Source organism: Moorena sp. SIO1G6 (assembly GCF_010672795.1).
Classification (GTDB): Bacteria; Cyanobacteriota; Cyanobacteriia; order Cyanobacteriales; family Coleofasciculaceae; genus Moorena; species Moorena producens.
Map to the genome: position 1 here is coordinate 1 of NZ_JAAHFZ010000042.1, position 25530 is coordinate 25530.

24 protein-coding genes are annotated in these 25530 nt (G+C 42.4%); 21 read left to right on the forward strand and 3 right to left on the reverse strand.

Annotation, left to right across the window (positions count from 1 at the left end; translation table 11 throughout):
- Window positions 1-339: 339 nt before the first annotated feature.
- Complete coding sequence (locus F6K63_RS27145; RefSeq protein ID WP_008181848.1) at window positions 340-693, reverse strand: histidine triad nucleotide-binding protein; 354 nt, start codon at window positions 691-693, stop codon at window positions 340-342.
- A 64-nt stretch (window positions 694-757) separates the two neighbouring features.
- Here F6K63_RS27145 and F6K63_RS27150 point away from each other — a divergent pair, with 64 nt between their 5' ends.
- Together F6K63_RS27150 and F6K63_RS27155 are read left to right on the forward strand one after the other, a co-directional pair.
- Window positions 758-895, forward strand: coding sequence for a hypothetical protein (locus F6K63_RS27150; protein ID WP_154659732.1), 138 nt, complete (start codon window positions 758-760; stop codon window positions 893-895).
- A 293-nt stretch (window positions 896-1188) separates the two neighbouring features.
- A complete protein-coding gene (locus tag F6K63_RS27155) occupies window positions 1189-1461 on the forward strand; it encodes a hypothetical protein (RefSeq protein WP_154659731.1) in 273 nt (90 codons plus the stop codon).
- A 54-nt stretch (window positions 1462-1515) separates the two neighbouring features.
- Here the strand turns inward: F6K63_RS27155 and F6K63_RS27160 are convergent, their stop codons facing one another.
- Complete coding sequence (locus tag F6K63_RS27160) at window positions 1516-1839, reverse strand: hypothetical protein (protein WP_008181846.1); 324 nt, start codon at window positions 1837-1839, stop codon at window positions 1516-1518.
- Window positions 1840-2490: 651 nt separating this feature from the next.
- Here F6K63_RS27160 and F6K63_RS27165 point away from each other — a divergent pair.
- The 16 genes from F6K63_RS27165 to F6K63_RS27240 all read left to right on the forward strand — a co-directional run bounded on the left by F6K63_RS27165 (window position 2491) and on the right by F6K63_RS27240 (window position 21714).
- Window positions 2491-3543, forward strand: a complete 1053-nt coding sequence (locus tag F6K63_RS27165; protein WP_229419063.1) for a phosphotransferase family protein — start codon at window positions 2491-2493, stop codon at window positions 3541-3543.
- Window positions 3544-3622: 79 nt separating this feature from the next.
- On the forward strand, window positions 3623-4690 hold the full coding sequence (locus F6K63_RS27170; protein WP_008181843.1) for a T3SS effector HopA1 family protein: 1068 nt from the start codon (window positions 3623-3625) through the stop codon (window positions 4688-4690).
- A 918-nt stretch (window positions 4691-5608) separates the two neighbouring features.
- Complete coding sequence (locus F6K63_RS27175) at window positions 5609-6607, forward strand: sugar transferase (RefSeq protein WP_044492547.1); 999 nt, start codon at window positions 5609-5611, stop codon at window positions 6605-6607.
- A 96-nt stretch (window positions 6608-6703) separates the two neighbouring features.
- Window positions 6704-7849: a glycosyltransferase gene (locus F6K63_RS27180; RefSeq protein ID WP_287250874.1), complete on the forward strand. Its 1146-nt coding sequence runs from the start codon at window positions 6704-6706 to the stop codon at window positions 7847-7849.
- Between the two features lie 568 nt (window positions 7850-8417).
- Window positions 8418-10679, forward strand: coding sequence for a GumC family protein (locus F6K63_RS27185; protein WP_008181835.1), 2262 nt, complete (start codon window positions 8418-8420; stop codon window positions 10677-10679).
- Between the two features lie 374 nt (window positions 10680-11053).
- Window positions 11054-11854: a heterocyst development glycosyltransferase HepC gene (gene hepC / locus F6K63_RS27190; protein WP_008181834.1), complete on the forward strand. Its 801-nt coding sequence runs from the start codon at window positions 11054-11056 to the stop codon at window positions 11852-11854.
- 20 nt (window positions 11855-11874) lie between these two features.
- Entirely contained in the window at window positions 11875-12045 is a 171-nt protein-coding gene (locus F6K63_RS27195; protein ID WP_154659730.1) for a hypothetical protein, read from the forward strand.
- A 35-nt stretch (window positions 12046-12080) separates the two neighbouring features.
- Window positions 12081-13154: a GDP-mannose 4,6-dehydratase gene (gene gmd, locus F6K63_RS27200; protein ID WP_287313593.1), complete on the forward strand. Its 1074-nt coding sequence runs from the start codon at window positions 12081-12083 to the stop codon at window positions 13152-13154.
- Window positions 13155-13684: 530 nt separating this feature from the next.
- On the forward strand, window positions 13685-13864 hold the full coding sequence (locus F6K63_RS27205; protein ID WP_071986841.1) for a Rossmann-fold NAD(P)-binding domain-containing protein: 180 nt from the start codon (window positions 13685-13687) through the stop codon (window positions 13862-13864).
- Window positions 13865-13979: 115 nt separating this feature from the next.
- Complete coding sequence (gene hepA, locus F6K63_RS27210) at window positions 13980-15851, forward strand: heterocyst formation ABC transporter subunit HepA (RefSeq protein WP_287313595.1); 1872 nt, start codon at window positions 13980-13982, stop codon at window positions 15849-15851.
- 34 nt (window positions 15852-15885) lie between these two features.
- On the forward strand, window positions 15886-16029 hold the full coding sequence (locus F6K63_RS27215) for a hypothetical protein (RefSeq protein WP_287313597.1): 144 nt from the start codon (window positions 15886-15888) through the stop codon (window positions 16027-16029).
- A 61-nt stretch (window positions 16030-16090) separates the two neighbouring features.
- The gene (locus F6K63_RS27220; protein ID WP_287313599.1) at window positions 16091-17005 is read left to right on the forward strand and encodes an alpha-1,2-fucosyltransferase; all 915 of its coding nucleotides are present in this window, start codon (window positions 16091-16093) and stop codon (window positions 17003-17005) included.
- A gap of 39 nt (window positions 17006-17044) precedes the next feature.
- Entirely contained in the window at window positions 17045-18073 is a 1029-nt protein-coding gene (locus tag F6K63_RS27225) for a glycosyltransferase family 2 protein (RefSeq protein ID WP_008181822.1), read from the forward strand.
- Between the two features lie 17 nt (window positions 18074-18090).
- Window positions 18091-19212, forward strand: coding sequence for a polysaccharide pyruvyl transferase family protein (locus F6K63_RS27230; RefSeq protein WP_008181820.1), 1122 nt, complete (start codon window positions 18091-18093; stop codon window positions 19210-19212).
- 312 nt (window positions 19213-19524) lie between these two features.
- Window positions 19525-20448 (forward strand): beta-1,6-N-acetylglucosaminyltransferase, encoded by a 924-nt coding sequence (locus F6K63_RS27235; RefSeq protein ID WP_287313601.1) that lies wholly within the window; start codon window positions 19525-19527, stop codon window positions 20446-20448.
- A 144-nt stretch (window positions 20449-20592) separates the two neighbouring features.
- Complete coding sequence (locus F6K63_RS27240; protein ID WP_287252353.1) at window positions 20593-21714, forward strand: glycosyltransferase family 4 protein; 1122 nt, start codon at window positions 20593-20595, stop codon at window positions 21712-21714.
- Here F6K63_RS27240 and F6K63_RS27245 read toward each other — a convergent pair.
- A complete protein-coding gene (locus F6K63_RS27245; RefSeq protein ID WP_008181813.1) occupies window positions 21691-21909 on the reverse strand; it encodes a hypothetical protein in 219 nt (72 codons plus the stop codon). The two genes, F6K63_RS27240 and F6K63_RS27245, sit on opposite strands and share 24 nt — an antisense overlap.
- Before the next feature lie 47 nt (window positions 21910-21956).
- Between F6K63_RS27245 and F6K63_RS27250 the strand changes: the two genes are divergently transcribed.
- From F6K63_RS27250 to F6K63_RS27260, 3 genes are all read left to right on the forward strand, one after another.
- A complete protein-coding gene (locus tag F6K63_RS27250; protein ID WP_287252351.1) occupies window positions 21957-22862 on the forward strand; it encodes a class I SAM-dependent methyltransferase in 906 nt (301 codons plus the stop codon).
- Between the two features lie 144 nt (window positions 22863-23006).
- Window positions 23007-24032, forward strand: coding sequence for a glycosyltransferase family 2 protein (locus tag F6K63_RS27255; protein ID WP_287313603.1), 1026 nt, complete (start codon window positions 23007-23009; stop codon window positions 24030-24032).
- Between the two features lie 161 nt (window positions 24033-24193).
- Window positions 24194-25126, forward strand: coding sequence for a glycosyltransferase family 2 protein (locus tag F6K63_RS27260; RefSeq protein WP_044492556.1), 933 nt, complete (start codon window positions 24194-24196; stop codon window positions 25124-25126).
- Window positions 25127-25530 lie beyond the last annotated feature (404 nt).

Below are 25530 nucleotides of genomic sequence, written 5' to 3' on the forward strand. Positions count from 1 at the left end.
GAGGTTCGTCCGGCTTGTTTGTGCCTTCATGTATTTATATTAAGCAATATCTAAAGTTTTGTAAAGGGTTTTGAGAGTAATTTCCCCTCAGGTTATTAAATAATGTAAATAAGTAAAAGTTATATTAGTTAAGTATTGACAAATAAAGCTTAATGTGATAATAAAACAAAAATAGGTAAACCAAAATAGCGTACGCATAAAAATAAAAGTAAAGGCGTTCCATGGAACGCCTCTATATATAGAGCCTGAGATATAGAGCCTGAAACTGGTTCTTTCCCTAAGTCGTAACTTAGAAAGCTACTTACGACTCAGCACTCAACACTTAGCACTTAAAAAACCTCAACCAGGAGGCCACTTCATTTGGCGTTGACCCAAGATGTGCAAATGAAGGTGATCAACCGTTTGACCACCATCAGCACCATTATTAATCACCAGTCGATAGCCATTGGTCAAACCGACTTGGTCAGCAACTTGCTTAGCAGTTAACAGCAGGTGTCCCATCAGGGCTTGATCTTCCGACTCAGCTGCTGCCAGTTGAGGAATGGGCTTCTTGGGAATTACCAGAATATGAACTGGTGCCTGAGGGTTAATATCCTTGAAAGCAAGGGCTAAATCGTCTTCATAAACAATATCCGCTGGGATTTCTCGGCGGATAATCTTGCTAAAGATGGTTTCGCTCATAGCAGCTGCCATTACTATGTTTACTAGATCAGATGCAATTGTGACACAAAATGTCAGGTAGCTATAGCATTGTTATTTGAGTTGTGAACATAGTCGCGCTTGGGAAAGGCAAGAGGCAAGAGGCAATAGGCAACAGGCAATAGGCAACAGGCAACAGGCAATAGGCAATAGGCAACAGGCAATAGGCAAAAAAGTATATCGGGATGTTTGGTAGCGATGCAGCGCGGTCTTGGGGGTTTCCCCCACTCGCTATTGCATCAAGACAATGGAAATAACTTTCATCCTTGTGGGACCATAATGCCCGCGTTATAGTTCACAAAATAGTTATAATTCCTATATCTATAACCTTGCTAAAAATAATCGTTTATATGATAAATATTCAACAATAAATTATATATATTCCTAATTTTTATCCAAAGAAACTAGTAAGATGTTGTGCATGTAAACTGTATATTAGTGAAATAACCTAAAAAATATAGATTCCAGCATCCTTTTGTGTTTTGCCTATTGCCTATTGCCTCTTGCCTCTTGCCTATTGCCTATTGCCTATTGCCTATTGCCTATTGCCTATTGCCTATTGCCTCTTGCCTATTGCCTCTTGCCTATTGCCTCTTGCCTCTTGCCTCTTGCCTCTTGCCTTTTACCTTTTGCCTTTTACCTTTTGCCTATTGCCTATTGCCTATTGCCTATTGCCTATTGCCTTTTACCTTTTGCCTATTGCCTATTGCCTATTGCCTATTGCCTTTTGCCTTCTTAAAACACATTGAAAATGCGTTTTAGCTTAATCATTACCATCAGCCCCTACACTTAGAGCGAGGGGCTAATGCCCTCAATCTAATGTTCCATTCGTATTGGTGGAGTCATTATCGGTCCTGTTCTAGGAAAATGTCTGGGCCCGGGTTTAGGAAAAGGAGGTCTGGGCCGTGGATGTTCAAAAACAGGAGGTGTTGGTTGGGGTATTGGGCGTGGACATTTGGGAAAAGGTTCTGGGTGTTCAGGCATGGGAACTGCCGTAGGTGCTGGACACAGAATGAATGGTGTTTGGGGAGTCGGACCACATCCACCATGAACCATAGTATCTTGCTGATCTAGATCATTGAGAAAGGTTTCCTCATCGGATAACAACTCAAAACCGATGGGTAACTCAGAAATTTCCATTATTAGTTTTCCTCCATAGGAGTGTGACAGATGACTTTCTTCAAGATTTCTGTAAGTCTACCAATTCTGTTTTAGAGAAAAATCTCAGTTTCGTCTCGCCATTTTGGCGAGTTTTTAGTGGAAAACTAGAGTATCAATAGATCAATAGATAAAGAGAAATGGGATAACTCCGTAAGCATTCAGCTATCAGCTAATGCGCTACAGATGGTGCTACTTGAGGTGCTATCAGCTAATGCGCGTTTGCCCACACTAATTGAGGTGTTTATGGGGAAAGTGCCAGCATCGAAGCCTGTGCCACGCTACTAATCGGTGCTTTTGAATAAAATAAGCTGACCGCTGAGTGCTGACTGCTGAATGCTTACATAACTCCTGAAACTATAACAGTCTCATTATTGATTGTTCACTGTTGAGTGTTGATTGTTGTACGGTTAGGCACAAGACTTTCCCCTACTATCGGTTAACTGCTCAAGGGTAAACAACAAACATTTTCTCTTTAAGTTGTGCATCTACTGATCATCTACTGATATTTTGGAACCACTATCATCTGAAACGATTTCCTCATATCTATTGGATATAGGACTGTGTACCCCGTCAGACCTAGAATCTATCCAGGTAGAATCGGCTCCCCCTGCTAAGAATTTCAATTTACTGGTGAGCTTTTCAGATCATCGTCAGCTACTGGTTAAGCAGGAAAGACCCCATCATGACGGTATTATAAATCATGAATTTTTCAATGAGTGGCAATTTCATCGCTGGCTGCAGCAGTTGCCAGACCAGGACTGTCTAGCTTCATCAGTTTCCCAGATCCTTCATTTTGATCCCGATCATTGCATCCTGGTCTACAACTATCTAAATAACTATCTCGACCTGTTTAGTTTCTACTATCAAAACCAAATTTTCCCTGAAGCGATCGCAACTGATATCGGAACAGTTTTAGCCAACCTCCATCGTGTTACCTTCAATCAACCAGAATGTCGGAATTTTCTAGACCAGGTACCACAGGGGAAATCTCCCTATCGGTTTGGCAATCCAGCTAAAGGAATCGGACGGCTTAGCCCAGAGATGTTTGGCTCAATCCCTAACAATGCCTTAAAGTTCTTTGTTCTCTATCAACGTTACCCCAGTCTGGGAAATGCGATCGCAGATTTGGAAACTGACTGGCATCCGAGTTGCCTAACCCACAATGACTTAAAATTGAACAACATTTTGGTTCATAGAGAGTGGGAGCAATTCTCAACATCTTCACCACCCGATCAGAGCATGGTGCGACTGATTGATTGGGAACGTTGTGCCTGGGGAGATCCAGCCTTTGACCTTGGAACCATAATCGCCAGCTACCTGGGTATCTGGTTAAGTAGCTTAGTGGTAGACCCCACGATTAAATTAGAAGAATCCTTGCGTCTAGCAGTGACTCCTTTACAAGTGCTTCAACCCTCCATCGCTGCTCTAACCCAAGCCTATCTTACCGCTTTTACCGGGATTGAGTCAGCTCGTCCCAACTGGCTTAAACGAGTAGTTCAGTTTACCGGTTTGGCACTGATTCACCAAATTCAGGCAATGATTTACTATCAGAAATCCTTTGATAATACTGGAATCTGTATGCTCCAGGTTGCCAAAACTCTACTCTGCCGACCAAAACAATCTGTGCCAACAGTTTTTGGGATCTCAGAATCAGAACTGATATCAAATCCGGTAATCCCCTAGAAAAGGGTTTTGAGGATACCTGTGAATTGTCAATTGAAAACCGCTATATAGACCTCATCTAATTTTACTTTAAATTACGATGCTATTTGACAACCCTTTTCCCAATCAACAGCAAGCAGCTCTGGAAGATATTGTTAACAACATTGAAATCCAGTCCAATTTTTGTATCAACCATCCCAACTATCAACCCTTCACCATACCTGATGAAACAGTAGCCCGCTTTCAGCAACTTCCTCAAGACATACAGCATAAGTATCTCAGCCTACTGCTGAGAAATTTCCTCTACGGCATTTATTACAATGGCTATCTGCGCACTCCCCTGGCACTCAACACAAGTCGCGCGGATATAGCACCCCATCAAAACTTAGAGAACAATACCCTGCTGGGAATAGACCTAGATTTTTACCAACGACTCCACGCCAACAATCAAGGCACAGGCTACTTTGATCCCAATTGGCAGGTAATCTCAGAAGAAACCGATGGTTCAATAGCCGTCACCAAAGGGAGTTTGACTATGCATATTGAACGGGAGATTCATCTCAAACGTGAGGAAAAATCTGCTACCATCGGTAGCATCGTTGCCATCCGGATGCCCAAGAATTTGATGCAAAACGGCTTTTATGTAGCAGTGGGTAATGTTGGTCAAGAGCGACAGGGCAATGGTGATATCGATTCTAAAACAGCGCGAATCTATTTTAATCTGACACCAGATGGAGCCCTGGCTGTCATGGATAGCATGACAAAATATTTGAATGCAGCAGCAATTCCTTTCACATTTAAAGTTCTATACAATCCATCGGAATACAAACGCCATGACTGCGGAGTACTCTACTTTGAGCGCTGTGATTCTGAAGTTGTCTTTGGGGTGATGCAAACCATATATCTAGCAAACCGCTGCCATTTTCGCCCAGAAGTACCTTTATTCACCAAGTTTTTGGCACCGGGACTGAGTTTTGCCGAAGAACCAACCCAAAAATTTACCTCTCAAGAAAGTTTTGGCATGAACCGCTGCCAAATTGTAGCCAATGGTTTAATGCAGGCTTGGCAAAACGGTAATAACACTCCAGAGGAGCGCCTCAACGCTATCCGCCAACAATTTTCTCAGTTAGGAATTGAATGGGAACGTCCTTACCTCAATGGTGAGTGACATCTTCCGCACCCCCGCCCGACAATTCCCACACTCCCCGTTTGACCATGATGTCAAAAACCTACCCTTGTGAGCTCCCCATCTGCCGATATCCCCATCTCCCCAAAGCGCGCCTCTTCACAATTTCAATACAATTTCAATGTGTGACAGCTTAGTAGGATCCGGAGGGAGACCTTACAGGTATAGTCCCTGGGTAAGTCATAAAAAACTATAGCGCTACACCAACCAAGTCCACCTAGATGGACTTGGTTGGTGTAGCCGAAAGCTTTAGCCTTAGGCCATTAGACTGAGTGATCCTCGCTGCCACCATCCAAGTCATCAGTCTCAAGACGGAAGTGGCAATTGACCTCAGGTATATTTAGCGTCTTTAAGAAAAATTCATCAAAAATTTTTAGCTCTGTCAGGATTTTATGAAAAACTCATGAAAGTTATATTAGTCATTCATCCGGGATTATACAGAACACTTATTGACCAACGTCACTGCTGACAAATGAGTAATGCTAAATGCTTACTTATATGGTAACGATAGAAAATAAAAAATGGGGAATTTGTATCCATTTTTTATTTTTACCACCGGTTAATTTACCCGATGAATTATACCTATTAATCAGTCGAAAAATAAGTGAGAGGTAAACTAGGATTTTCCCTACTAGGTAAGGTAACAAAAGGCATTAGGTATCAATAATTAAAACCATTAACCATTAACCATTAACCTTGCTCTAACCCTCAACCCGAAATTGAAAGAGTAATATAAATTCTACCATTGCCTGAATCAAGGGCGGAGGAGCCGTAGGTATATGTACGGTTAAAACCTAGGGTGTTAATAGGATTGCTAAACTTTCTACACAATTCCTACATAGTTTAAATCTACTCTCTAAAAAGTCACGATTTAATCGACATTATAATTTATATTTCATCATGATGCAGTCAACGTTAAAGACTTCTGGCCAGGCAGGCTTCATAAATGAAGCTGCTGTAGTGCAGTTACCGATCCGCTTGAGCAGACTCGAAGCAATAGAATTTAAAGAAACTTGTGATCAGCTTCTCCAAAAACCTTATTGTCCTAAGCTGATTATTGCAGACTTAAGTCAGACAGAGTTTATCGATAGTAGCGGCATTGGTGCCTTAGTAAGGAATCACAAAATCACTCAGGAAAACGGGGGATCACTAATACTAAGGGGTATAACTTCTCCAGTTATGGCTGTCTTAGTCATGACTGGGCTAGACAAAAAATTAATTCTAGACGCTTCATATAACCTGACAACAATAGCTGTCAATTGGTCAAAGGCTCAGTTACCAACAACTCACCCATCTACACGCTCTTGGGCTAAGCGATGCTTAGACATAGTGGGGGGAATAGTAGGTTTAGGAATTACGGCCATATTATTTATTCCCATTGCGATCGCGATTAAACTCGACAGTCCTGGCCCCATCTTGTTTAGTCAAATTCGCTGTGGTTGGATGGGTAAGGAATTTCGGATCTGGAAATTCCGCTCAATGTATACTGATGCGGAAACCCAGAAAGATAGCGTTCAAAATCAAGCTAAGGATGGCAAGATATTCAAAAACGAAAATGACCCTAGAATCACCAGGGTCGGTCGGTTTTTGCGGAAAACTAGTTTGGATGAACTACCTCAGTTCTGGAATGTCATTAAAGGTGAAATGAGTTTGGTAGGTACTAGACCACCGGTACCTAAGGAAGTGGAAATCTATGAGGTTCCAGAGTGGCAACGGTTGAATGTTAAACCGGGAATGACTGGAGAGTGGCAGGTGCATGGGCGATCGCAAGTTCGGGATTTTGCAGATATAATTAAACTGGATTTACGCTACCAACGAAACTGGAGCTTAATGTATGACCTTAAGCTCATTATAAAAACAATTTTTATCTTGTTGTCGAAAAATAATGGAGCCGTTTAGGCTCAAAACTATCTCGGCAAAATTCCGGATACAAATTAAATCTAATGGTAAATAGATTAGAGTATTCTCTAGGAATAGGTTTTCCAATAAACAAGCATGAAAGTTGCCCTAGTTCATGATTATCTAACGCAAAAAGGTGGAGCAGAACGGGTATTTGAACTGCTTTGTAAGCGCTTCCCTAGTGCTGATGTGTTCACATCCTTGTATGATTCCCAGAACACCATTGACCTAGGTGAGCGCCTAGTGCATACCACCGGACTTCAGAACATTCCAGGGTCAACGAAATACTTCAGACTCTTGGCTCCGTTTTACTATCCAGCTTTTCGAGCCTTGGATTTAGAAAATTACGATTTGATTATCAGTAGTTGTTCAAGCTTCGCAAAGGCGGTCAAGAAAAAATTAGGAGCCAAGCATGTTTGCTTTTGCCACAATGTCACCCGTTTTTTGTGGGATACGCAAACTTACCTCAAGGAGTATGGAGAATATAGAGCGTTTTCTCCTGTCATTGATAAAGTCTTCCAGTTGATCAGAAAAGTAGACCTGGACTATGCCCAGGAGCCGGACATTTACATTGCTAACTCGACCACTGTCGCTCGGCGTATCCAGAATATCTATGGTAAGCCAGCCATGACGGTCAACTATCCAATTAATAGCCATAAATTTGTGTTTTCCGACCAAAAGGAAGACTTTTACCTAGTATCATCTCGTTTACTGGGTTACAAGCGTATCGATCTGATTATCGAGGCGTTTAATTGGCTAGGCTGGCCCTTATTAATATCTGGTGATGGTCCAGAGCGAGAGCGTCTAGAATCTAAAGCTTTGGACAATATTCGATTCTTGGGATACGTCAGCGATAAACAGCGTTGTCATTTGATGGCAAAAGCTCGTGGGGTGATCGTGGCGGCTTTAGAAGATTACGGTTTAGTGCCAATCGAAGCCAACGCCAGTGGGACTCCAGTAATTGCCTACGGTGCAGGTGGTGTTTTGGATACTCAGATACCAGGGACGACAGGGGTGTTTTTTAAACGGCAAACACCGGAAGCACTCCAAGCTGCACTACTTGAGGCTAGGGAAATTCCCTGGAATTATGCCAAAATCCGAGACCATGCCCTGAGTCATTTCACTGAAGACGTTTTCTTTAATACAGTTGGGCAAATTATTGAGAAAACGGTCAGGGGACAGCCTGTTAATTTCAGCCATTCGTTACGCCATTCAACCAAGGTTCCCACTTTAGCTAGGTGACAGGATAGTGGCTGGGCTGATTTTAGATTTTAGATTTTGGATTTTGGATTTTTTCGTTGATTTCTTGGGATTTATACGGGTCTATACTCCAAAATCATCAGATCCAATCTGGTGGACTAATCAATATAGTCCTGCTCGGGTGACTGGTGATGGGTAATAGATAATATCAGGTCCGGTTGACTACTTCTTCTTATACCCTTTCTCTAAAAGGGATGCAACCTATGATTGTCGGTTCATTGGTAATGGGTAATGGGTAATGGGTAATCAGACTCCAATTCCTAATTACCTATTCCCAAAAGGTAGGTAAAATTTGTTGCAGGTATCCATGATAATTTTGCTTACCAGAGATTGAACATATTTCAAGGGCAAATTTTCAATGGTTAATGGTTAATTTAAAATTAACTTTCCAAAAAAAATCAAAAATCCTATCGAATATGAACAAAGTGATTAACCGGATTTTATCTAAACCAATTACTAATCATCCCGGGAATATTTTAGACTTGATTCACTGGAATTGATGTCAATTTAAAATCCAATCCAAACTTGTCAATCATTAATCTAAAATCCCATGAAGGAACTTGATTTAAACGCAGCAGGTGAAACAGATGCAGGGTATGGCCAACTGTTGGCAGTTTTGTGGCGCAGACGCTTGTGGATTATAAGTGTACTGTTGACAAGCTTGCCGATTGCCTTCTATATCACTCTCAAGAAAGAGCCGAATTATATCAGCTCTCTACAGCTGTTGGTGGAGCCTAATTATATAGATAAAACACGAGGAATAGAGAGTCAGTTTACTGAGTCCACTGTTGATATCGACTATGCTACTCAGTTACAGCTGATGCGTAGTTCTGAATTGATTCAACGAGCAGTGGATTTGCTTCGTGATGACTACCCAGATATCACAGTCGGTGATATTAGAGGCTCCTTAAGATTAGCTCAAGTACTGCAGGGTAAAACCGAAACTAAGGTATTTCAAGCGGTCTACACCAGCAATGACCGGATTAAAACTCAAAAAGTACTGCAAGCTATTCAAAAGGTTTATCAAGATTACAACCTAGAGCAGCAGGAAATGCGGTTGAATAAAGGTCTTGCTTTTATCAATCAGCAGTTGCCAACAGCTCGTAATAATCTTGAGCAAGCTGAGCAACGGCTAGAGCAGTTTCGCAAGAGCAAAAACCTGATTGATCCCTCACAACAAGCTCTAGCTGTCAGTCAAACTCTGAATGGGATTGAACAGGAGCGCCGAGCCATCCGCGCTCAGTACATGGAAACTCAAACTCGCTACCAGGCTGTTCAGCAAAAACTGGCTCGTTCACCGCAAAATGCCTTGACCTCGTCCCGCTTGAGTCAATCTGGGCGCTATCAAAATTTGCTCAATGAAATCCAAAGAATAGAACTGGCTTTGGTGGAGCAAAGTCGGATTTATACTGAAGCTCATCCTAGAATTCAAAAATTAATTGAACAGCGTCAGAGTGTGTTTGCGCTCTTGCAGGAAGAGACTAGACGGGTTTTAGGGCAAGTTCCGACTAAACTGGTTACCACTGGCAATAACCTCCTGACAGAAGGACAGCTCGGTGGTGTGGATCTCAATCTGGTCAACGAACTAATCACCTCGCAAATTAATCTAGTCAGTCTACAGACTCGTGATCAAGCCCTGGCCAAAACAGAGCAGGAAATCCGTATCCAACTCAGGGAATTCCCAGCCCTGATTGCTCAGTACAATCGTCTACAACCCCAAGTAGCAATTCAACAAAATACTCTGCAGCAGCTACTACAAGCACGGCAGGAGTTAAGCATCGAATTGGCTCGGGGGGGATTTAACTGGCAAGTTGTAGAAGCACCTTTACCGGGCTCGAAGACCGGTCCTAATATGACCCAAGACCTATTATTGGGTGCAGTGGTTGGGTTATTTCTCGGTGGTGTGGCTGCCTTTGTGCGGGAAGCCATGGATGATGGAATTCATACCTCTGATGATTTGAAAAATCAAGTGGCTCTACCCTTGCTAGGTATGATTCCACAGTTGCCGGAAGGTAAAATCAGTAAACCTGTTCTGAATCTAGGTTTGAGCCAGTCCGAGAGAACACTTCCGATGATGGAACTGTTGGGATGGCGACCATTTCAGGAAGCACTGGACATGATTTATGTGAATATCCAGTTGCTCAATTCTGGTTCTGAGCTGAAATCCCTGATGGTTACGTCAGCGCTGTCTGGTGAGGGGAAGTCAACTCTGGCGTTGGGTTTAGCCTTGAGTGCTGCTCGTTTACATCGACGAGTACTGCTAATTGATGTAGATATGCGCCGTCCGAGGTTGCACCAACAACTTGGCCTCTCCCATCAGGAAGGACTTTCTACTTTATTGGAAGATGATACTGCTACACCCAGCCCAGTTAGTATCTCACCTTTGGGGTCAACCATTGATGTTTTGACTGCTGGACCAACCCCAATTGACCCAGTTAAGCTGCTGGGTTCTAAACGGATGAAGAACTTAATGGCAGAGTTTCAGCAGACCTATGATCTGGTGTTGCTGGATACTCCCCCAGTGTTAGGTATGGTGGATGCACTCCAAGCAGCATCTTTGTGCCAAGGTGTGGTGATGGTGGGACGCCTAGAGCGAGTTACTCAATCTCAACTCAGCCAGGCTACTGCTATACTCAGGAATTTAAACCTGATGGGAATCATTGCTAACGGGGTGAAGAGTTCTAATCAGAACTACGCTTACTATGGTTCGCGAAACAACCATGCTGCTATTGAACCACAGCAGCCTGTATCTGATCTTCAAGAGTCTCCACAACTAGAGCGTCAGTTCAGCAATCATGTCAAGTCTCGTTGATTTTTTTGTTAATTGAAAATTGAAACTTGTTAATTGTTAAGTAAGCATTCAGCCATCAGCCGTCAGCCGTCAGCCGTCAGCCGTCAGCCGTGAGCTAAAAGCTCACGCTACGCGAACAGCTGACGTAACTCAGCATTATTCCAATGCTTACCTGTTTGATTCAAAAGCACCTCAAGTAGCACCATCTGTAGCGCATTAGCTGATACGCGACACGCTTATAGCACCATCTGTAGCGCATAAACTGATAGCTAATAGCTGATAGCTGATCGCTTACGTTTAAAGTTTCAATTAACGAAAACCTGAGAATGATACGTATTAAACCTGACAGGATCTAAAGTTTAAGTTTTGATTTTCGTGAAATGGAGTAACTATTTATGACGACTTCCAGAATCATACTAACAACCTCCAAAATCTCAATCCTAGATATCGATGATGAGGCAGAGTCAGCAGTTAGTTCTTTGCCTCCCTGCAAGCTCAAGTGGCGACAGAAACAGTTGTGGGTACTCCCTCTCCAAAAAAATGAACAGCATTATCTACCTCCGTTGCAAAGTCAGTCTTGGTTAAGTAATTGCTTGCAACGCTCGTCGGTAGGGCTGGTTTGTATCGACCCCAATGTGGGTGAAACAGGGTTAAGAGTTTGGACCAATGCCTGTGAGCAAGCGAAGAAGAAAGCTGTTCTAAGAGTACCGTTCAACTCAGAATTGTCTAGTAGGGAAAAACTATTCCGATCTCGACTGAGGCGGGTGATGGATTCGAGTTTAGCTGCTCTATTGCTACTGATTCTGAGTCCAGTGCTCCTGGGATTGATGTTGCTGATAGCGATTGTTTCACCAGGACCAGTCTTTTCTCGGCAATTGCGGGCTGGAGAAAGGGGTAAGTTGTTCCAAGTGATTAAATTTCGCACTGAAGCTATACACAAAGGCCAAGTCACGTCTAAGATGACACATTTTGGAAAGTGGCTGCGTCAATATTGTCTGGATGGACTACCGCAGTTAGTGAATGTACTAAGGGGTGAGATGAGTTTAGTCGGACCACGTCCTTGGAAACTGGATGAGGTGATTCGGATGACCCAGGAGGAGCGGCGACAGCTGAGGTTGTTGCCAGGAATGATCAAGCTTCACCAGGAAGATATGCGATCGCATGTGTTCGGTTCTCAAAGTACTCCAGTGCTGTAATAGCAATCCCTGTAGGAATTGTGAGAATTTTTGATGCCATATTCCCTACTCCCTACTCCCTACTCCCTACTCCCTACTCCCTACTCCCTACTCCCTTTGGTAAAGTTAATAACTTCCTAACTTCTGAAGTTATTAATTGCAATTTTCAATTTTCAATTTTGATTTGCCTTTGCCTTCATCCCGTACATTAGCAAACTAATTACTCTAATCAGAGTCGTGAGGAATTGTGACAGACATTAAACGAGCATTAATCACTGGCATCACCGGTCAAGATGGGTCTTATCTAGCAGAACTGCTGCTGGAAAAAGGGTACGAAGTCCATGGCATTATCCGACGCACGTCTACCTTCAACACAGATCGCATCGACCACATCTACCAAGACCCCCACAATCCACAGACACGGTTATTTCTCCATTACGGAGACCTGACTGATGGCTTGACACTACAACGCATTCTAGAAGACGTACAGCCGATAGAGGTGTACAACCTCGGAGCTCAGTCCCATGTGCGGGTCAGCTTTGATTCACCAGAATACACCGTCGATGCCACAGGTATAGGAACCTTACGTTTGTTGGAAGCGGTACGGCACTATCAACAGCGGATTGGCTCTGAGGTACGCTTTTACCAGGCTGGCTCTTCTGAAATGTTTGGGCTAGTGCAGGCTGTTCCTCAGTCTGAAACTACACCGTTTTATCCCCGTAGTCCTTATGCCTGTGCAAAAGTCTACGCCCACTGGCAAACTATCAACTATCGCGAATCCTATGGGCTATTCGCCTGTAATGGTATTTTGTTTAACCACGAAAGTCCCCGGCGCGGCGAAACCTTTGTCACTCGCAAAATTACCCGTGCTTTGGCGCGCATTGTAGCTGGTAAGCAAAATAAGCTTTACCTGGGCAATCTCGATGCCAGACGGGACTGGGGTTATGCCAAAGATTATGTCCGCGCTATGTGGCTAATGCTACAACAAGACGAGCCCGATGACTATGTTGTTGCTACCGGTCAAACTCACTCAATTCGGGAGTTTCTCGATATTGCCTTTGGCTTAGTGAATTTGGATTGGGAGCAGTACGTTGAAATCGATCCACGCTACTTTCGACCTGCTGAAGTAGACCTGTTGTTGGGTGATGGGACCAAGGCTAATACCATACTAGGTTGGCAACCTTCAGTGAGCTTTAAACAACTGGTTGAAATCATGGTTAATGCTGACCTTCAGGCACTAGGTATGATGCCTGTAACCTCTTGTAGTCAATCCGCTGATACTGCCTTTATTCGTCAGGTTGTTACCGCTGGTAATCCCTAGTAATGATATGCTCTAATCCCGTTTTTAGTAATGGATGAGAGAGATAGATAGTCGCGCTTTGGGTAATGGGTAATGGGTAACGGGTAATTGGGAATTGGGAATTGAGGAAAAGACTATTGCTGCTGTGAAACACCACGAGGAGAGCGCAATTACCCATTATCTATTACCTATTAACAGACTCATAAGCATTTAGCTATCAGCTATCAGCTATCAGCTATCAGCTATCAGCTATCAGCTATCAGCTATCAGCTATCAGCTATTAGCTTTGGGCCTGTGGCCAGCCTACTGTTCGCGCAGCACCTCAAGTAGCGCAATCGGTTCTTTTGAATAAAATAAACTGACCACTGACCGCTGACCGCTGAATGCTTACACAGACTCGTATAAGACGTTGTTGATGGATTAGCGTTGAATAAAATAAGCGATTATCCTACGGATACGCTACGCGAACGCACTGTCTTAGAACCAGGACTTACGCACCAAGACCCTTAAAACCTGGTTTCTCGCTATAAATCAAAGCTCCAGAGAATTATGTGATTGCTTCCGGAGTGAATCACTCCGTTCGTGAATTAGTAGATTGTGCGTTTAGTCACGTCGGTCTTGATTATCAAGATTTTGTGGAAGTTGATCAGAGGTTTTATCGTCCGACAGAAGCAGTGCCCCTTTGTGGGGATAGCTGGAAAATTCGGATGGGAGCTGAATTGGAAGAGTAAAAAAAAATTTCCTGATATTGTCGCGGAAATGGTGGAGAGTGATCTTAGTTTTTTTAGCTAAATATTGTTTAAAATCAGCATTAAATAACAATCATAATAGGTCTAAATAAAGCCAGTGAGTATTCTATATAAGATTGCTGAATTCAAGCTTATTGATTCTGTTATTAGGTTTACTAAATCCACGAAATTGTGGCAAGACAAACACTTCATAATAAGAGAGTTTAAATACCTCAAAGAAGCGGCTTTTATTGCTATTGCTTTAACGATACTAGCATCACTATTTGAAGGTTTTGGATTAGGGTTTATCCTAAACTTTTTACAAAATCTAACCGACCCTAATGCTACCCCAATTCAGACAGGTATTAACTGGTTCGATATATCGGTACTTGGAGTAAATAGACCGTTCAATGAGAGAATTTACCGGATATCTGCTCTAATTCTGATCACAACCTGGTTGCGTTCTGCCTTTATGTTTGGTGGACGCAGGTACAGCATGATAACTCAGATGAATTTGTTAGATAGGCTGCGCAAGAAGCTATTTGAGCAACTTCAACGGCTGAATTTGGGTTACTTTTCTCATAGCCGTTCTGGAGCGCTAGTTTACAGTCTAACTACCGAACTAGAAAAAATTAATCAAGCTTTTGATGTGACAGCTTTTATGTTGACTCGAGTTTCTCTTCTAGTTGTCTATGTCACATCAATGTTCTTGCTTTCTTGGCAACTTTCCATTGCCTCATTAATGCTATTTAGCCTGATGAGTGTTGGTCTTTCTAACTTGGTTAAAAGGGTGCGAGAGACAAGTTTTGATGTTTCAAAGGCAGGCAGTAACTTTACCTCAGTTGCTGTAGAGTTTATCAATGGCATTCGCACAGTTAAGGCATTTGCAAGTCAAGAATTTGAGCGTAGACGATTCTATAACGCTAGCGAAAACGTTGCAAACATCACTATCAAATCTGCTTCATTTGGGTATGCCATAGAACCGATTGGGGAAAGCGTAGCCACCACAATTCTGATCGGCATGATTATTGTAGCATTTACCATCTTCGTTCCTAATGGACAGATGCAGGCAGCTTCATTACTGACCTTCTTGTTTGTTTTGTTTCGTCTGATCCCGATTATACGTCTGATTAATAATGCCAGAGGGCGTCTTGGGGAATTCACCGGACCAATGAATAACATTAAAGAGCTGCTGAGAACGGACAACAAACCATACTTGCAGAATGGTAACGTGCAATTTTCAGGATTGCAGCGAGCCATTGAGTTTGCTTCGGTGGATTTTGGTTACGATCCCTCTAACCTAGTGCTGCACGATATTACCTTAACTATCAACAAGGGAGAAACAACAGCCCTGGTCGGTGCTTCTGGTTCAGGTAAAACAACCCTTGCTGACTTAATTCCCCGATTTTATGACCCAACCGCAGGTAAAATTATCATTGATGGCATTGACATACAAGAGTTTGAAATCAACTCTGTGCGTCGTAAACTAGCTATTGTTAGTCAGGATACATTTATTTTCAACACCTCTGTTCGCAATAACATTGCTTATGGTTCAGAACAGGCAGATGAGCTGGCAATTCGAGAAGCTGCAAAACTTGCCAATGCATTAGACTTCATCCTAGATTTGCCTGACGGTTTTGACACGCAACTGGGTGATCGCGGAGTTCGATTATCTGGAGGTCAACGTCAACGGCTGGCAATTGCTCGTGCTTTACTGCGAGCACCAGAGATTCTGATCTTAGATGAGGCAACTAGTGCCTTAGATTCTGTGTCTGAGCGCCTGATTCAAGAATCCTTAGAAAAACTTGCTGTAGGACGGACAGTAATTACCATTGCCCATCGCTTATCGACCATTTCCAAAGCTGATAAGGTAGTCGTACTTGAACAGGGGCGAATTGTGGAGCAAGGAAAGTATCAAGAGTTACTCGAAAAGCGCGGTAAACTTTGGAAATATCACAAGATGCAGCATGAAGTTGGTCAAACAAATTAAGACTATAGCATTTCCAAATAGATCATGAAACCAAATGTTGATTTATTATAACACCAAAAAATATTCGCATCCTCTTGATGCAGTCCCTCATGGACGAGACCACCAAGACCGCGCTGCATCGTTCTTTCCTACTGTTCCCTGTTCCCTGTTCCCTGTTCCCTTTTTCTATCAATCATAGGTTTACATCTCAAATCAAAATACTATAGTTGATTGCTTGTCAATATTCTCGGAGGATTAACATGTTCATAATTGTTAGAAAAACAGGTCAATTAGGCAATAGAATGATGCTATTTGCCAACTTTATGGCTTTTGCAATGGAATACAACCTCAAAGTCATAAATCCTGCCTTTGATGAATATGCAGTTTTTTTTGAGGGAACCCATAACGATTTTTTTTGTCGATACCCTGCCCAACAATCAGTTCTTAAAGGCAATAGTCTTAAACTGAAAAGAAATTTTCATAGAGTTGTTTACCATTCAACCCGATTATTGGTTAAAGATTATACAGATTTTAAGTTATCCAATATCAATATCTTAAGAGATACTGGAGTACACAGGGGAATTATTTTTGATGACAACTTTGCTAAGTTTTTCAAGAAAAATGAATTGGCATTTATTCATGGTTTTTGGTTTAGAAATCCTGTTTTATTTTTGAAGTATGCAGAAACAATAAGGAAGTTTTTTACGCCAATAAAGCAACACAATGAAAGTATCAATAAACTCGTAACTAACCTAAAAAAAACCTGTGATATTCTGGTTGGGGTTCACATTAGGCAGGGAGATTATAAAAAATTGCTAGGAGCAAAATATCTCTACAGCACTGATGATTATGTGAACTTAATGAAAAAAACAGAACGTCTTTTTAATGGAAAAAAAGTCAAATTTTTACTATGTTCAAATGTGCCCCAGGACAGAGATAAATTCTCAAAATTAGATTTCGCTTTTGCCAACAACCACATTGTAGAAGATATGTACTCACTTGCTCAGTGTGACTATATCATAGGTCCCCCAAGTACCTATAACATGTGGGCTGGTTTTTATGGACGGGTACCTTTGTACTGGATTGAAGATCCCAATGCTGACATATCCTTAGACAGTTTTCAAATTTATGATGTGCCACTAGATGTCGCTCCTCCAGTTTCATTTGCACAGTAATTAATTCCTTATTACAACCAGAGGCAAGATAACAAGGATATGTCAAACCATCAAGAAGCGCAAGAGCCGCTAGTCAGTGTTATCATCCCAACCTATAACCGCTTGATATACCTCAAGCAAGCAGTTGAAAGCGTACTCCAGCAGACCTACAAAAATCTTGAAATTATTGTTTCTGACGATTGTAGCCCTGAGAATCCGCAAGCTATGATTGAGTCCTTTCAAGATGCTCGGATCAGATTCCGTCGGAACTCAAAGAATCTAGGAAATGGTCCCAATGTTGCTGGCGCATTTAAACAAGCTCAGGGAAAATATGTAGCGAGTCTAAATGATGATGACCTGTGGAATCCAGACTTTTTAGAAAAGCTAGTTCCTCCCCTAGAAGCGAATCCAGATGTAGTTGTGGCTTTTTGTGACCACTATATTATAGACGCAGATGGTGTAATTAATTATGCAACTACTGAAGAACATACCCGGCTTTGGAAGCGTGACCAACTTAAAGCAGAGGTATACCAGCCTTTCTGTACTATCGGACTAGTAGACCAAGCAGTGTCTCCTGCATCCTCTGCTGTGATTCGTAGGGACAAGGTTAATTGGGATGAACTATTGTCAGTGGGGGTCTATTGGGATTACTACTTAACCTATCTAGCTTGCCGCAGTGGTGATGGCGCGTACTACTATCCAGAAAGACTGACTCGATACCGCGTCCATGAGTTATCTGAAACCCATATTAGTGGGAGTGGAAACGCCAAGGCTCAGATCCGCAAAGGCAAATCCGGTATTTTTTGCTACGAACACTTTTTAGCAGATCCTCAATTACAAAAGCATCGGAGTTATTTTACCCAGAAATTAGCACAAGCGAACACAACTCTGGGTATTGGGCTGATACGGGATGGACGAGTAGCAGAAGCACGCCCCTATCTTTTTCGTGCCTTGAGTCAAAATTTCAGTCTGCGAACTGTAGCAGCTCTCATGCTCACCGTTATACCTCAACAATTAGCAAATCCTTTCGAGATATCTCCCAGACGGGAAATTATCCAACAGACAAAAGTACATTCAAAATTACATTAATAATTTCAGTAATTACGATGAATATTTCAACACCAAAAAACGTAAAAGAAGTTCTTCATAACTCCCTAGGACAGTTAGACAAATTTGAAGAATGTATACTGCTAGACAATCCTGATCATTACAATATTGGTGACCACCTGATTTGGTTAGGCTCTGTACTATTTTTGACAGATACCTTAAAAACGAAAATCAAGTATGCCACTGGTATTAACGGTTTCTCTCATGCCAGCCTAAAAAAAATGGATAAATGCCCCATAATCTTTAATGGAGGAGGCGCATTAGGTGATCTATATGAAGGTTTTCAAAATTTTAGAGAATCGATTATAGAAAACTATCGAGATAGACCAATTATTATTTTTCCTCAGACTATTTATTTTAGGAATCCCGAAAACCTCAAAAAAGCGGCAAAAGTTTTCAACTCCCATCCTAACCTAACCCTATTTACCCGAGATCAAGTCAGCTATGAAATTGCTCTTCAAAATTTCTGGAATTGTCGGGTGATTAAAGCCCCTGATATGGCATTTCAAATGGCTGGTCTATCTACTGACTCCATCCAGCCTGCTCAAGAGGATTCTAGTCTTTATCTTTGCCGAAAGGATCAAGAACTTAAGACTACTAGTAACCTGATTCTTTCTTCTCAGATAAAAAATCTCGTCTTAGAAGACTGGGTTTCAGATAGATGGACCCTAAGAACTACTAAGCAACTCTCTAAAGGTTGGTATTGGCGTATTCCAGGATTGGTCAGAATAATTCGGGAAGTTTATGAGCGAGGATTAGCAACTCCTAAAGAATGGTTATCCCGACAAAACTGGAAGTATTTTCATACTAATACTGCGAAATTTAAAACAACCCATAACTCCCAAATTAATCTAGCATCTTGGGGCCTGATGCACAGCGGCATCTATCAATTCAAAAGGCATCGTTTAATTATAACTAATCGTTTGCATGGTCATATCCTTAGTACTCTTTTAGAAATTCCTCATATCTTTCTTCCTAACTCTTATTACAAGAATGAAGCATTTTACGAAGCATGGACGTCACAAATTCCATTCTGCCGGTTTATAAAAGACCCCTCAGAACTTGAATTTGCTGTAGAAGAAATGTTAGAGTCCTATCCTTTATCAATAGGACTGCAGTAATAGATAGGACTTAAGTAGTAGGGGGCGTTAATAACACGTAAGCATTAAGCTATCAGCTATCAGCTATCAGCTATCAGCTAATGCGCTAGGCGCACGCTACTTGATCTGCTTATGGGCTATTAGGAAGCTACACCGAACAGCTTTAGAATAAAACAAGTAAGCATTCGTTTAATCTGAGTTATGGAAAGCTGACGGCTGACCGCTGGCGGCTGAATGCTTACAATAACACACCCCACAGGTAGAGTTACTGCGTAAGTCCTGATAGAGAAAACGGGAATAGAATGCGCTAATGTTTAAACCTAAGAGTCAATCATGACTAAAATCCTTTACCTAATTGCTTCTCATAGCAATCCAGACCAAGTTGTCAGACTAGTCAATAAAATTAAGACTGGTAACCCTGAGTCCCAGGTCTTAATTCACCATGATCAATCTAAGTCGAGCCTTAGCCCAACGTCTTTTAAGCATATCCACAATGTTCACATCCTGGAAGACTATGTTCCAGTTGAGTGGGCAGATTTTTCTATGGTGGAAATGGAACTTCGCTGCATCAACTGGTTAATAGATAATTCTGTGACATTTGACTGGTTGATCTTCCTCTCTGGTCAAGACTATCCCATTCAGCCAATCAGCCAAATCGAGCAGTTCTTGCAGAACACCGAATATGACGGATTTATGGAATATTTTCCGGTACAAGAACCACCAGAAACAGCTTGGCAGTGGGGCAAAGATTTGGGCATAGAGCGCTATTTTTTTCGCTACTATAAGCTGCCAGCTAGTCTAAAGGCTATAGTGTATAAACTATATCGTGTTGTCAATTGGCAGCCCCTAGTCCGGATCAGGGCTGGTAAGTTTGGTGCCAGAATAGCAATCCGTTGCGTTTCAACACCTTTCACCCCAGAGTTTCAGTGCTACGCGGGTTCTCAGTGGCACACACTTTCCTACCGCTGTATTCAATATATCCATCAATTTGTTCAGCGTAACCCAGCATTTGTAGAACACTATCGAAACACACTCGTACCAGATGAGTCTTTCATCCAGAGCATCCTGCTCAACCAGTCGATGCTAAAACTATTCAATGATAACAAACGTTATATCTCTTGGACTCCTCCCTATCCAGCTATCATGGGTGTCCAAGATTTTGAGTCAATGATTACTTCTGGTAAGCACTTTGCCCGCAAATTCGATGATAAAGTAGATGCCAAAGTTATCGATATGCTGGACAAACATCTTGGGTAAGATGGGGATAATAGGGAATAATCTACCTATAGTCCTTCTGATGTCTTTAAGGTTTAAATTAGGATTGCTAGATCAGGTAGTTAAAGACTTCTGCGAAGGATGCACTAGTCAGAGTTTTCGATAATTTTAACAGGATAGCTACTCATGAAACTCTGTATCGTTACCCACAAAGTCATGAAAAATGATGGCCAAGGTCGAGTCAACTATGAAGTCGCCAAAGAAGCCATTCGTCGCGGTCATCACGTCACTTTATTAGCCAGTAATGTCGCCCCAGAACTCCAGCAGAGCAATCAGGTAAACTGGATTTTCATTCCAGTTAAAAGGTGGCCAACAGCACTAATTCGTCATCTGGTCTTTTCCTGGCGGAGTGGCAATTGGTTAAATCAACACCGTAGTGAGCTGGACTTAGTAAAGGTTAACGGGTCCATTACCAGAGCTGGATCAGATGTGAATGCCGTACATTTTGTCCACAGTTCTTGGTTGCGATCGCCTGCCCATACTTCTCGGCTACGTCGGGATTTGTATGGTCTTTACCAGCGGCTAGTTACAACCTTGAATGCCCATTGGGAAAAAAAATCCTTCCGTCAGGCAAAAGTAGTAGTCGCAGTTTCCGGAAAGGTCAAGAAAGAATTAGTAGACATTGGTGTACCCCCTGAATCCATTCGGGTAATTGTCAATGGTGTTGACTTACAGGAATTTTATCCCGGTGTGGCTGACCGCAAACAATTGGGTCTTCCTGAGGGAGTGCCTTTAGCATTTTTTGCTGGAGACATCCGAACACCTCGGAAGAACTTGGATACAATTCTGCACGCCTTAGTCCAAGTGCCTGAATTACACCTGGCTGTTGCTGGCATCACAGAAGGTAGTCCCTATCCTCAGCTAGCCGCAACCCTAAATGTCAGCGAACGGGTACATTTTCTGGGGTACCGACGTGACCTCCCACAGATCATGCGAGCCGTAGATTTATTTGTCTTTCCATCCCGCTATGAAGCCTGCACACTAGTGCTCCTAGAAGCAATGGCTTCCGGCTTGCCAGTGATTACCGCAAGCACAGCCGGGGGGGCTGAATTGGTTACCCCAGCCTGCGGAGTCGTCTTGTCTGACCCCAACGATACCCAGGCTTTGGCAAAGGAGTTAAGCTTTTTGGTTAGTAATCCTGAAAAAAGGAAACAGATGAGCCAAGCTGCACCAATGATAGCCGCCCAATACAGTTGGGAAAAGATGGCACAAAGCTATGTGGATTTATTTGAAGAACTGATCAGGTAGTCTAAATTTAATGTTGCAGGTTGCAGGTTGCAGGTTGAAGGTTGCAGGTTGCAGGTTGCAGGTTGAAGGTTGCAGGTTGCAGGTTGCAGGTTGAAGGTTGAAGGTTGCAGGTTGCAGGTTGAAGGTTGCAGGTTGCAGGTTGCAGGTCAACAGATAACGATACTCCCGAGGATTTTTAAGGTAGAAAATTCTCAATTCTCAATTCTCAATTCTCAATTCTCAATTCTCAATTCTCAATAGTTATGTCTAACCTACTAATTAAACTTCCCACTGAGCTCGAACCTATTGTTGATGAAATTAGTAACTTTACCGAACTGCCCAGAGACGAGGTAAACCATCGAGTCTGGCAGGAAGCGCTGCAACTAGGCTGGAATGTTTGTCAAGATGCCCAAAACTTTGGAGTTACCCCTCACCAGTATGATGCCAATATGGAGGCTCTTTATAAAAATGGGTATGGCTTCATATTTGAAACAATGGTTTTTTGGGCTAGACCTGGACGAAAGCAATTGATAGAAATAACCCTAGAAAGGATTCAGAAGTATGCCTCACAGAAAGGGAAGACAACTGGTGATTTAAAAATTTTGTTACTGGGTGATGGTACAGGCAATGACTCTCTGTACTTAGGGATGAATGGTTGTCAAGTTGATTACTGCGATTTTCCAGGCAGTAAAATCTATGATTTTGTCACCAAGCGATTTAAACATTATGGCTTGTTAGACAATGGCATCAACCTGATTCCCACCTATCAAGCCTGTTTGGATAATCAGTACGATGTTGTAATTTCTTTCGATGTTCTCGAACACCTTACTGAGCCATGGATCGCCATTGCTAATATACGCTCCATGTTAAAAACAGAAGGCATTGCACTGATCACCGATGCTTATGGTGATGTGACCGGTAGACACCCAACTCATTTAGAGTCAAATCGAAAATTTAAAGGTCAAAGTCCCTTCATGTTTTTGAAAAAGGGCATGGTGCTTACTTGGTATAGTTCAGTCTTTAAGCCTATGGAATTTACCAAGGTCGATAAGTGGTCTTTAAGGGATTATTTTATTCTCTGGCAAGATAAAAAGGTGATAGTAGAGTATTTGTCTGGTAAATCAGGACTATTGAAACAATTTGTTAAGAATTTTTTGGTCAAAAAATAACCCTATAGAGCATTTTTGCGAAACTAACCGGATCGCTATTTGTTGCTGTTGAATCAAAAAATAGCACTCTTGACGAAGGAAAATTCAACAGTTCTTACGGTTATTTGATTTTAACATAACTTTCGTATAAAGGAACTACTCCTGATGCAGGATATGAAACCAGTTGCTATTTGCCTTCCTACCTATAATCAATCCCAGTACTTATGGGAGTCAGTGGGCAGCGCCTGCCGTCAAACCTATCCCAATGTGGAAGTTTGGGTGTCAGACGACGCTAGCACTGATGAAACCCCTGAGGTTATGGCACAACTATGCCAGCAGTTTCCTCAAGTACGGTACTATCGGCACCCTAAAAACCTAGGTATGGCCGCTAACAACAATTGGGTTTTGAAACAGCCAAACACTGAATTTATTGTTCGTTTGGATTCAGATGATGCCCTGTTACCCAACTATGTAGAAACGTTACTACCCCTGCTAGAGAAGCATCCAGAGGCGGGTTATGCCCATAGTGCTGTGCAGGAAATTGATGAACGCAGTAACAATCGAGATGTGCGACGTATTGCAAGACAGCACGAGTTTCAGAGCGCAGACGACTCACTACGAGCCGCAGTTTTTGGCGTAAAAGTAGCTGCAAATATCGCTATGTTTCGGGCTGAAGCGTTGCCAGCAGTTAGGTTTTATGAAGATAGTCCCGATTTTGTACAGGACTATAACATGTGGGTCAGAATGGCAGATGCGGGTTATGGCAACGTTTATGCCAATGAGATATTAGCGCGTTATCGCGTTTGGACTGATGCTAAAAATCTACGTCCTAAGCGTAAAAATATTGAATTACAAGGATGTATTCGGGTTTTTGAAGACAGTATCTTGCCTGGTTTTAAGCGACGGGGTTGGGATACAAAGGTGATTGAGGAGCAGCGTCGTAAACTGGCCTTAAGACACACAGCATACTGTTATCGTCCACTGTTCAATGAGGTAGAACGCACGGAGCTGATTGCTCTATTGAAAGAGTTAGGAGATTCACCAGCTTTGCGATTTCGCATGTTCTTATCGAGATGGGGCTTTCGTCCTGTCTTTGAATGGACAATTTCTATGGAATTACGGTTGAAAGGTATGGTGAAAGGTTGGTTAAGTACTCTACAGAGTTATTTACGGTCTCAAACAGCAGGATAGTAATCTGTTTAGAATTTAGAATGTAGAATTTAGAATTTAGAATGCCCGAATTCTACATTCTGCATTCTGCATTCTGCATTCTACATTCTGCATTCTACATTCTGCATTCTGACAAACAACCTTCAACCTCCAACCTTCAACCTAACTCAACCGTAGAAGAAATGAGAATAACTGTTATAGTCCCCACCTATCGCCGTCCAAAAGACCTAGAACGGTGTTTAGAGGCCCTGGAGAAGCAAACTCGACCAGTGGATGAGGTCTTGGTGATTGTACGGGATACTGATCCTGAAACTTGGGGGTTTCTTGAAGCATTCAACCCTGAGGTTTTACCCATGCGTCCTGTGAAATTAAGTATTCCCGGGCAAGTGGCCGCTCTCAACGCAGGTCTTGATGCAGCACAGGGAGATATTATTGCCATTACCGATGATGATGCTGCTCCCCGTGGCAATTGGTTAGCTTATATTGAAACTCACTTCCTGTCCGATCACCGGATCGGGGGTGTCGGTGGACGGGATTGGGTACATCTGGGTAACTACCTGGAAAATGGTGCTAGAGAACGAGTGGGTCGAGTGCAATGGTATGGACGGGTGATTGGTAATCATCACCTGGGGGTAGGTTTACCTCGGGAGGTGGATGTCCTTAAGGGCGCTAACATGAGCTATCGACGAACTGCTATATCGGGCTTGCGCTTTGATCAGCGTCTGCGAGGGACGGGAGCTCAAGTCCATAATGATCTGGGGTTTAGTCTAGCCCTAAGAAAAGCCGGTTGGAAGCTGATTTATGACCCAGGGGTAGCAGTAGACCACTATCCAGCACAGCGTTTTGATGAGGATCAGCGAGGCATAGTTTTTAGCGATACTGCCCTAATTAATGCGGCACATAATGAAACTATAGTTTTGTTAGATTACTTCCCTGTTCTACAACGGATTATATTTATAGTTTGGTCAACATTGGTGGGAACGCAAATTAAACCCGGTTTCCTGCAATGTTTGCGGTCTTTCCCCAAGGAAGGACTTTTAGCAGGACAAAAGTGGCTTGCTTCTTTGCGTGGACGTTGGCAGGGTTGGTTGAGCTGGAAAAAGTGCTTAGGCTAGCAAAAGAGACTGTTGAAGGTTGAATAAGGTTGAAGGTTGAATAAGGTTGAAGGTTGAAGGTTGAAGGTTGAAGGTTGAATAAGGTTGAAGGTTGAAGGTTGAAGGTTGAAGGTTGAAGGTTGAAGGTTGAAGGTTGACTGTTGACTAAATGTGGAAAGGGAACAGGAAATAGGGAATAAGAAATAGGGAACATGAAATAGGGAACAGGCAGTCGAAAAATGACTACTAACTAATCTCTAATCAATACTAACTAATCTCTAATCAATACTAACTAATCTCTAATCTATCAGATCTAGCGTTTCTAATAGTTATTAAGTACATTTAATTTTATTACCCCTACTCCCTACTCCCTACTCCCTACTCCCTAAAACCTAGGACTTTTTCCCTCAGCCAATTGAGAACTA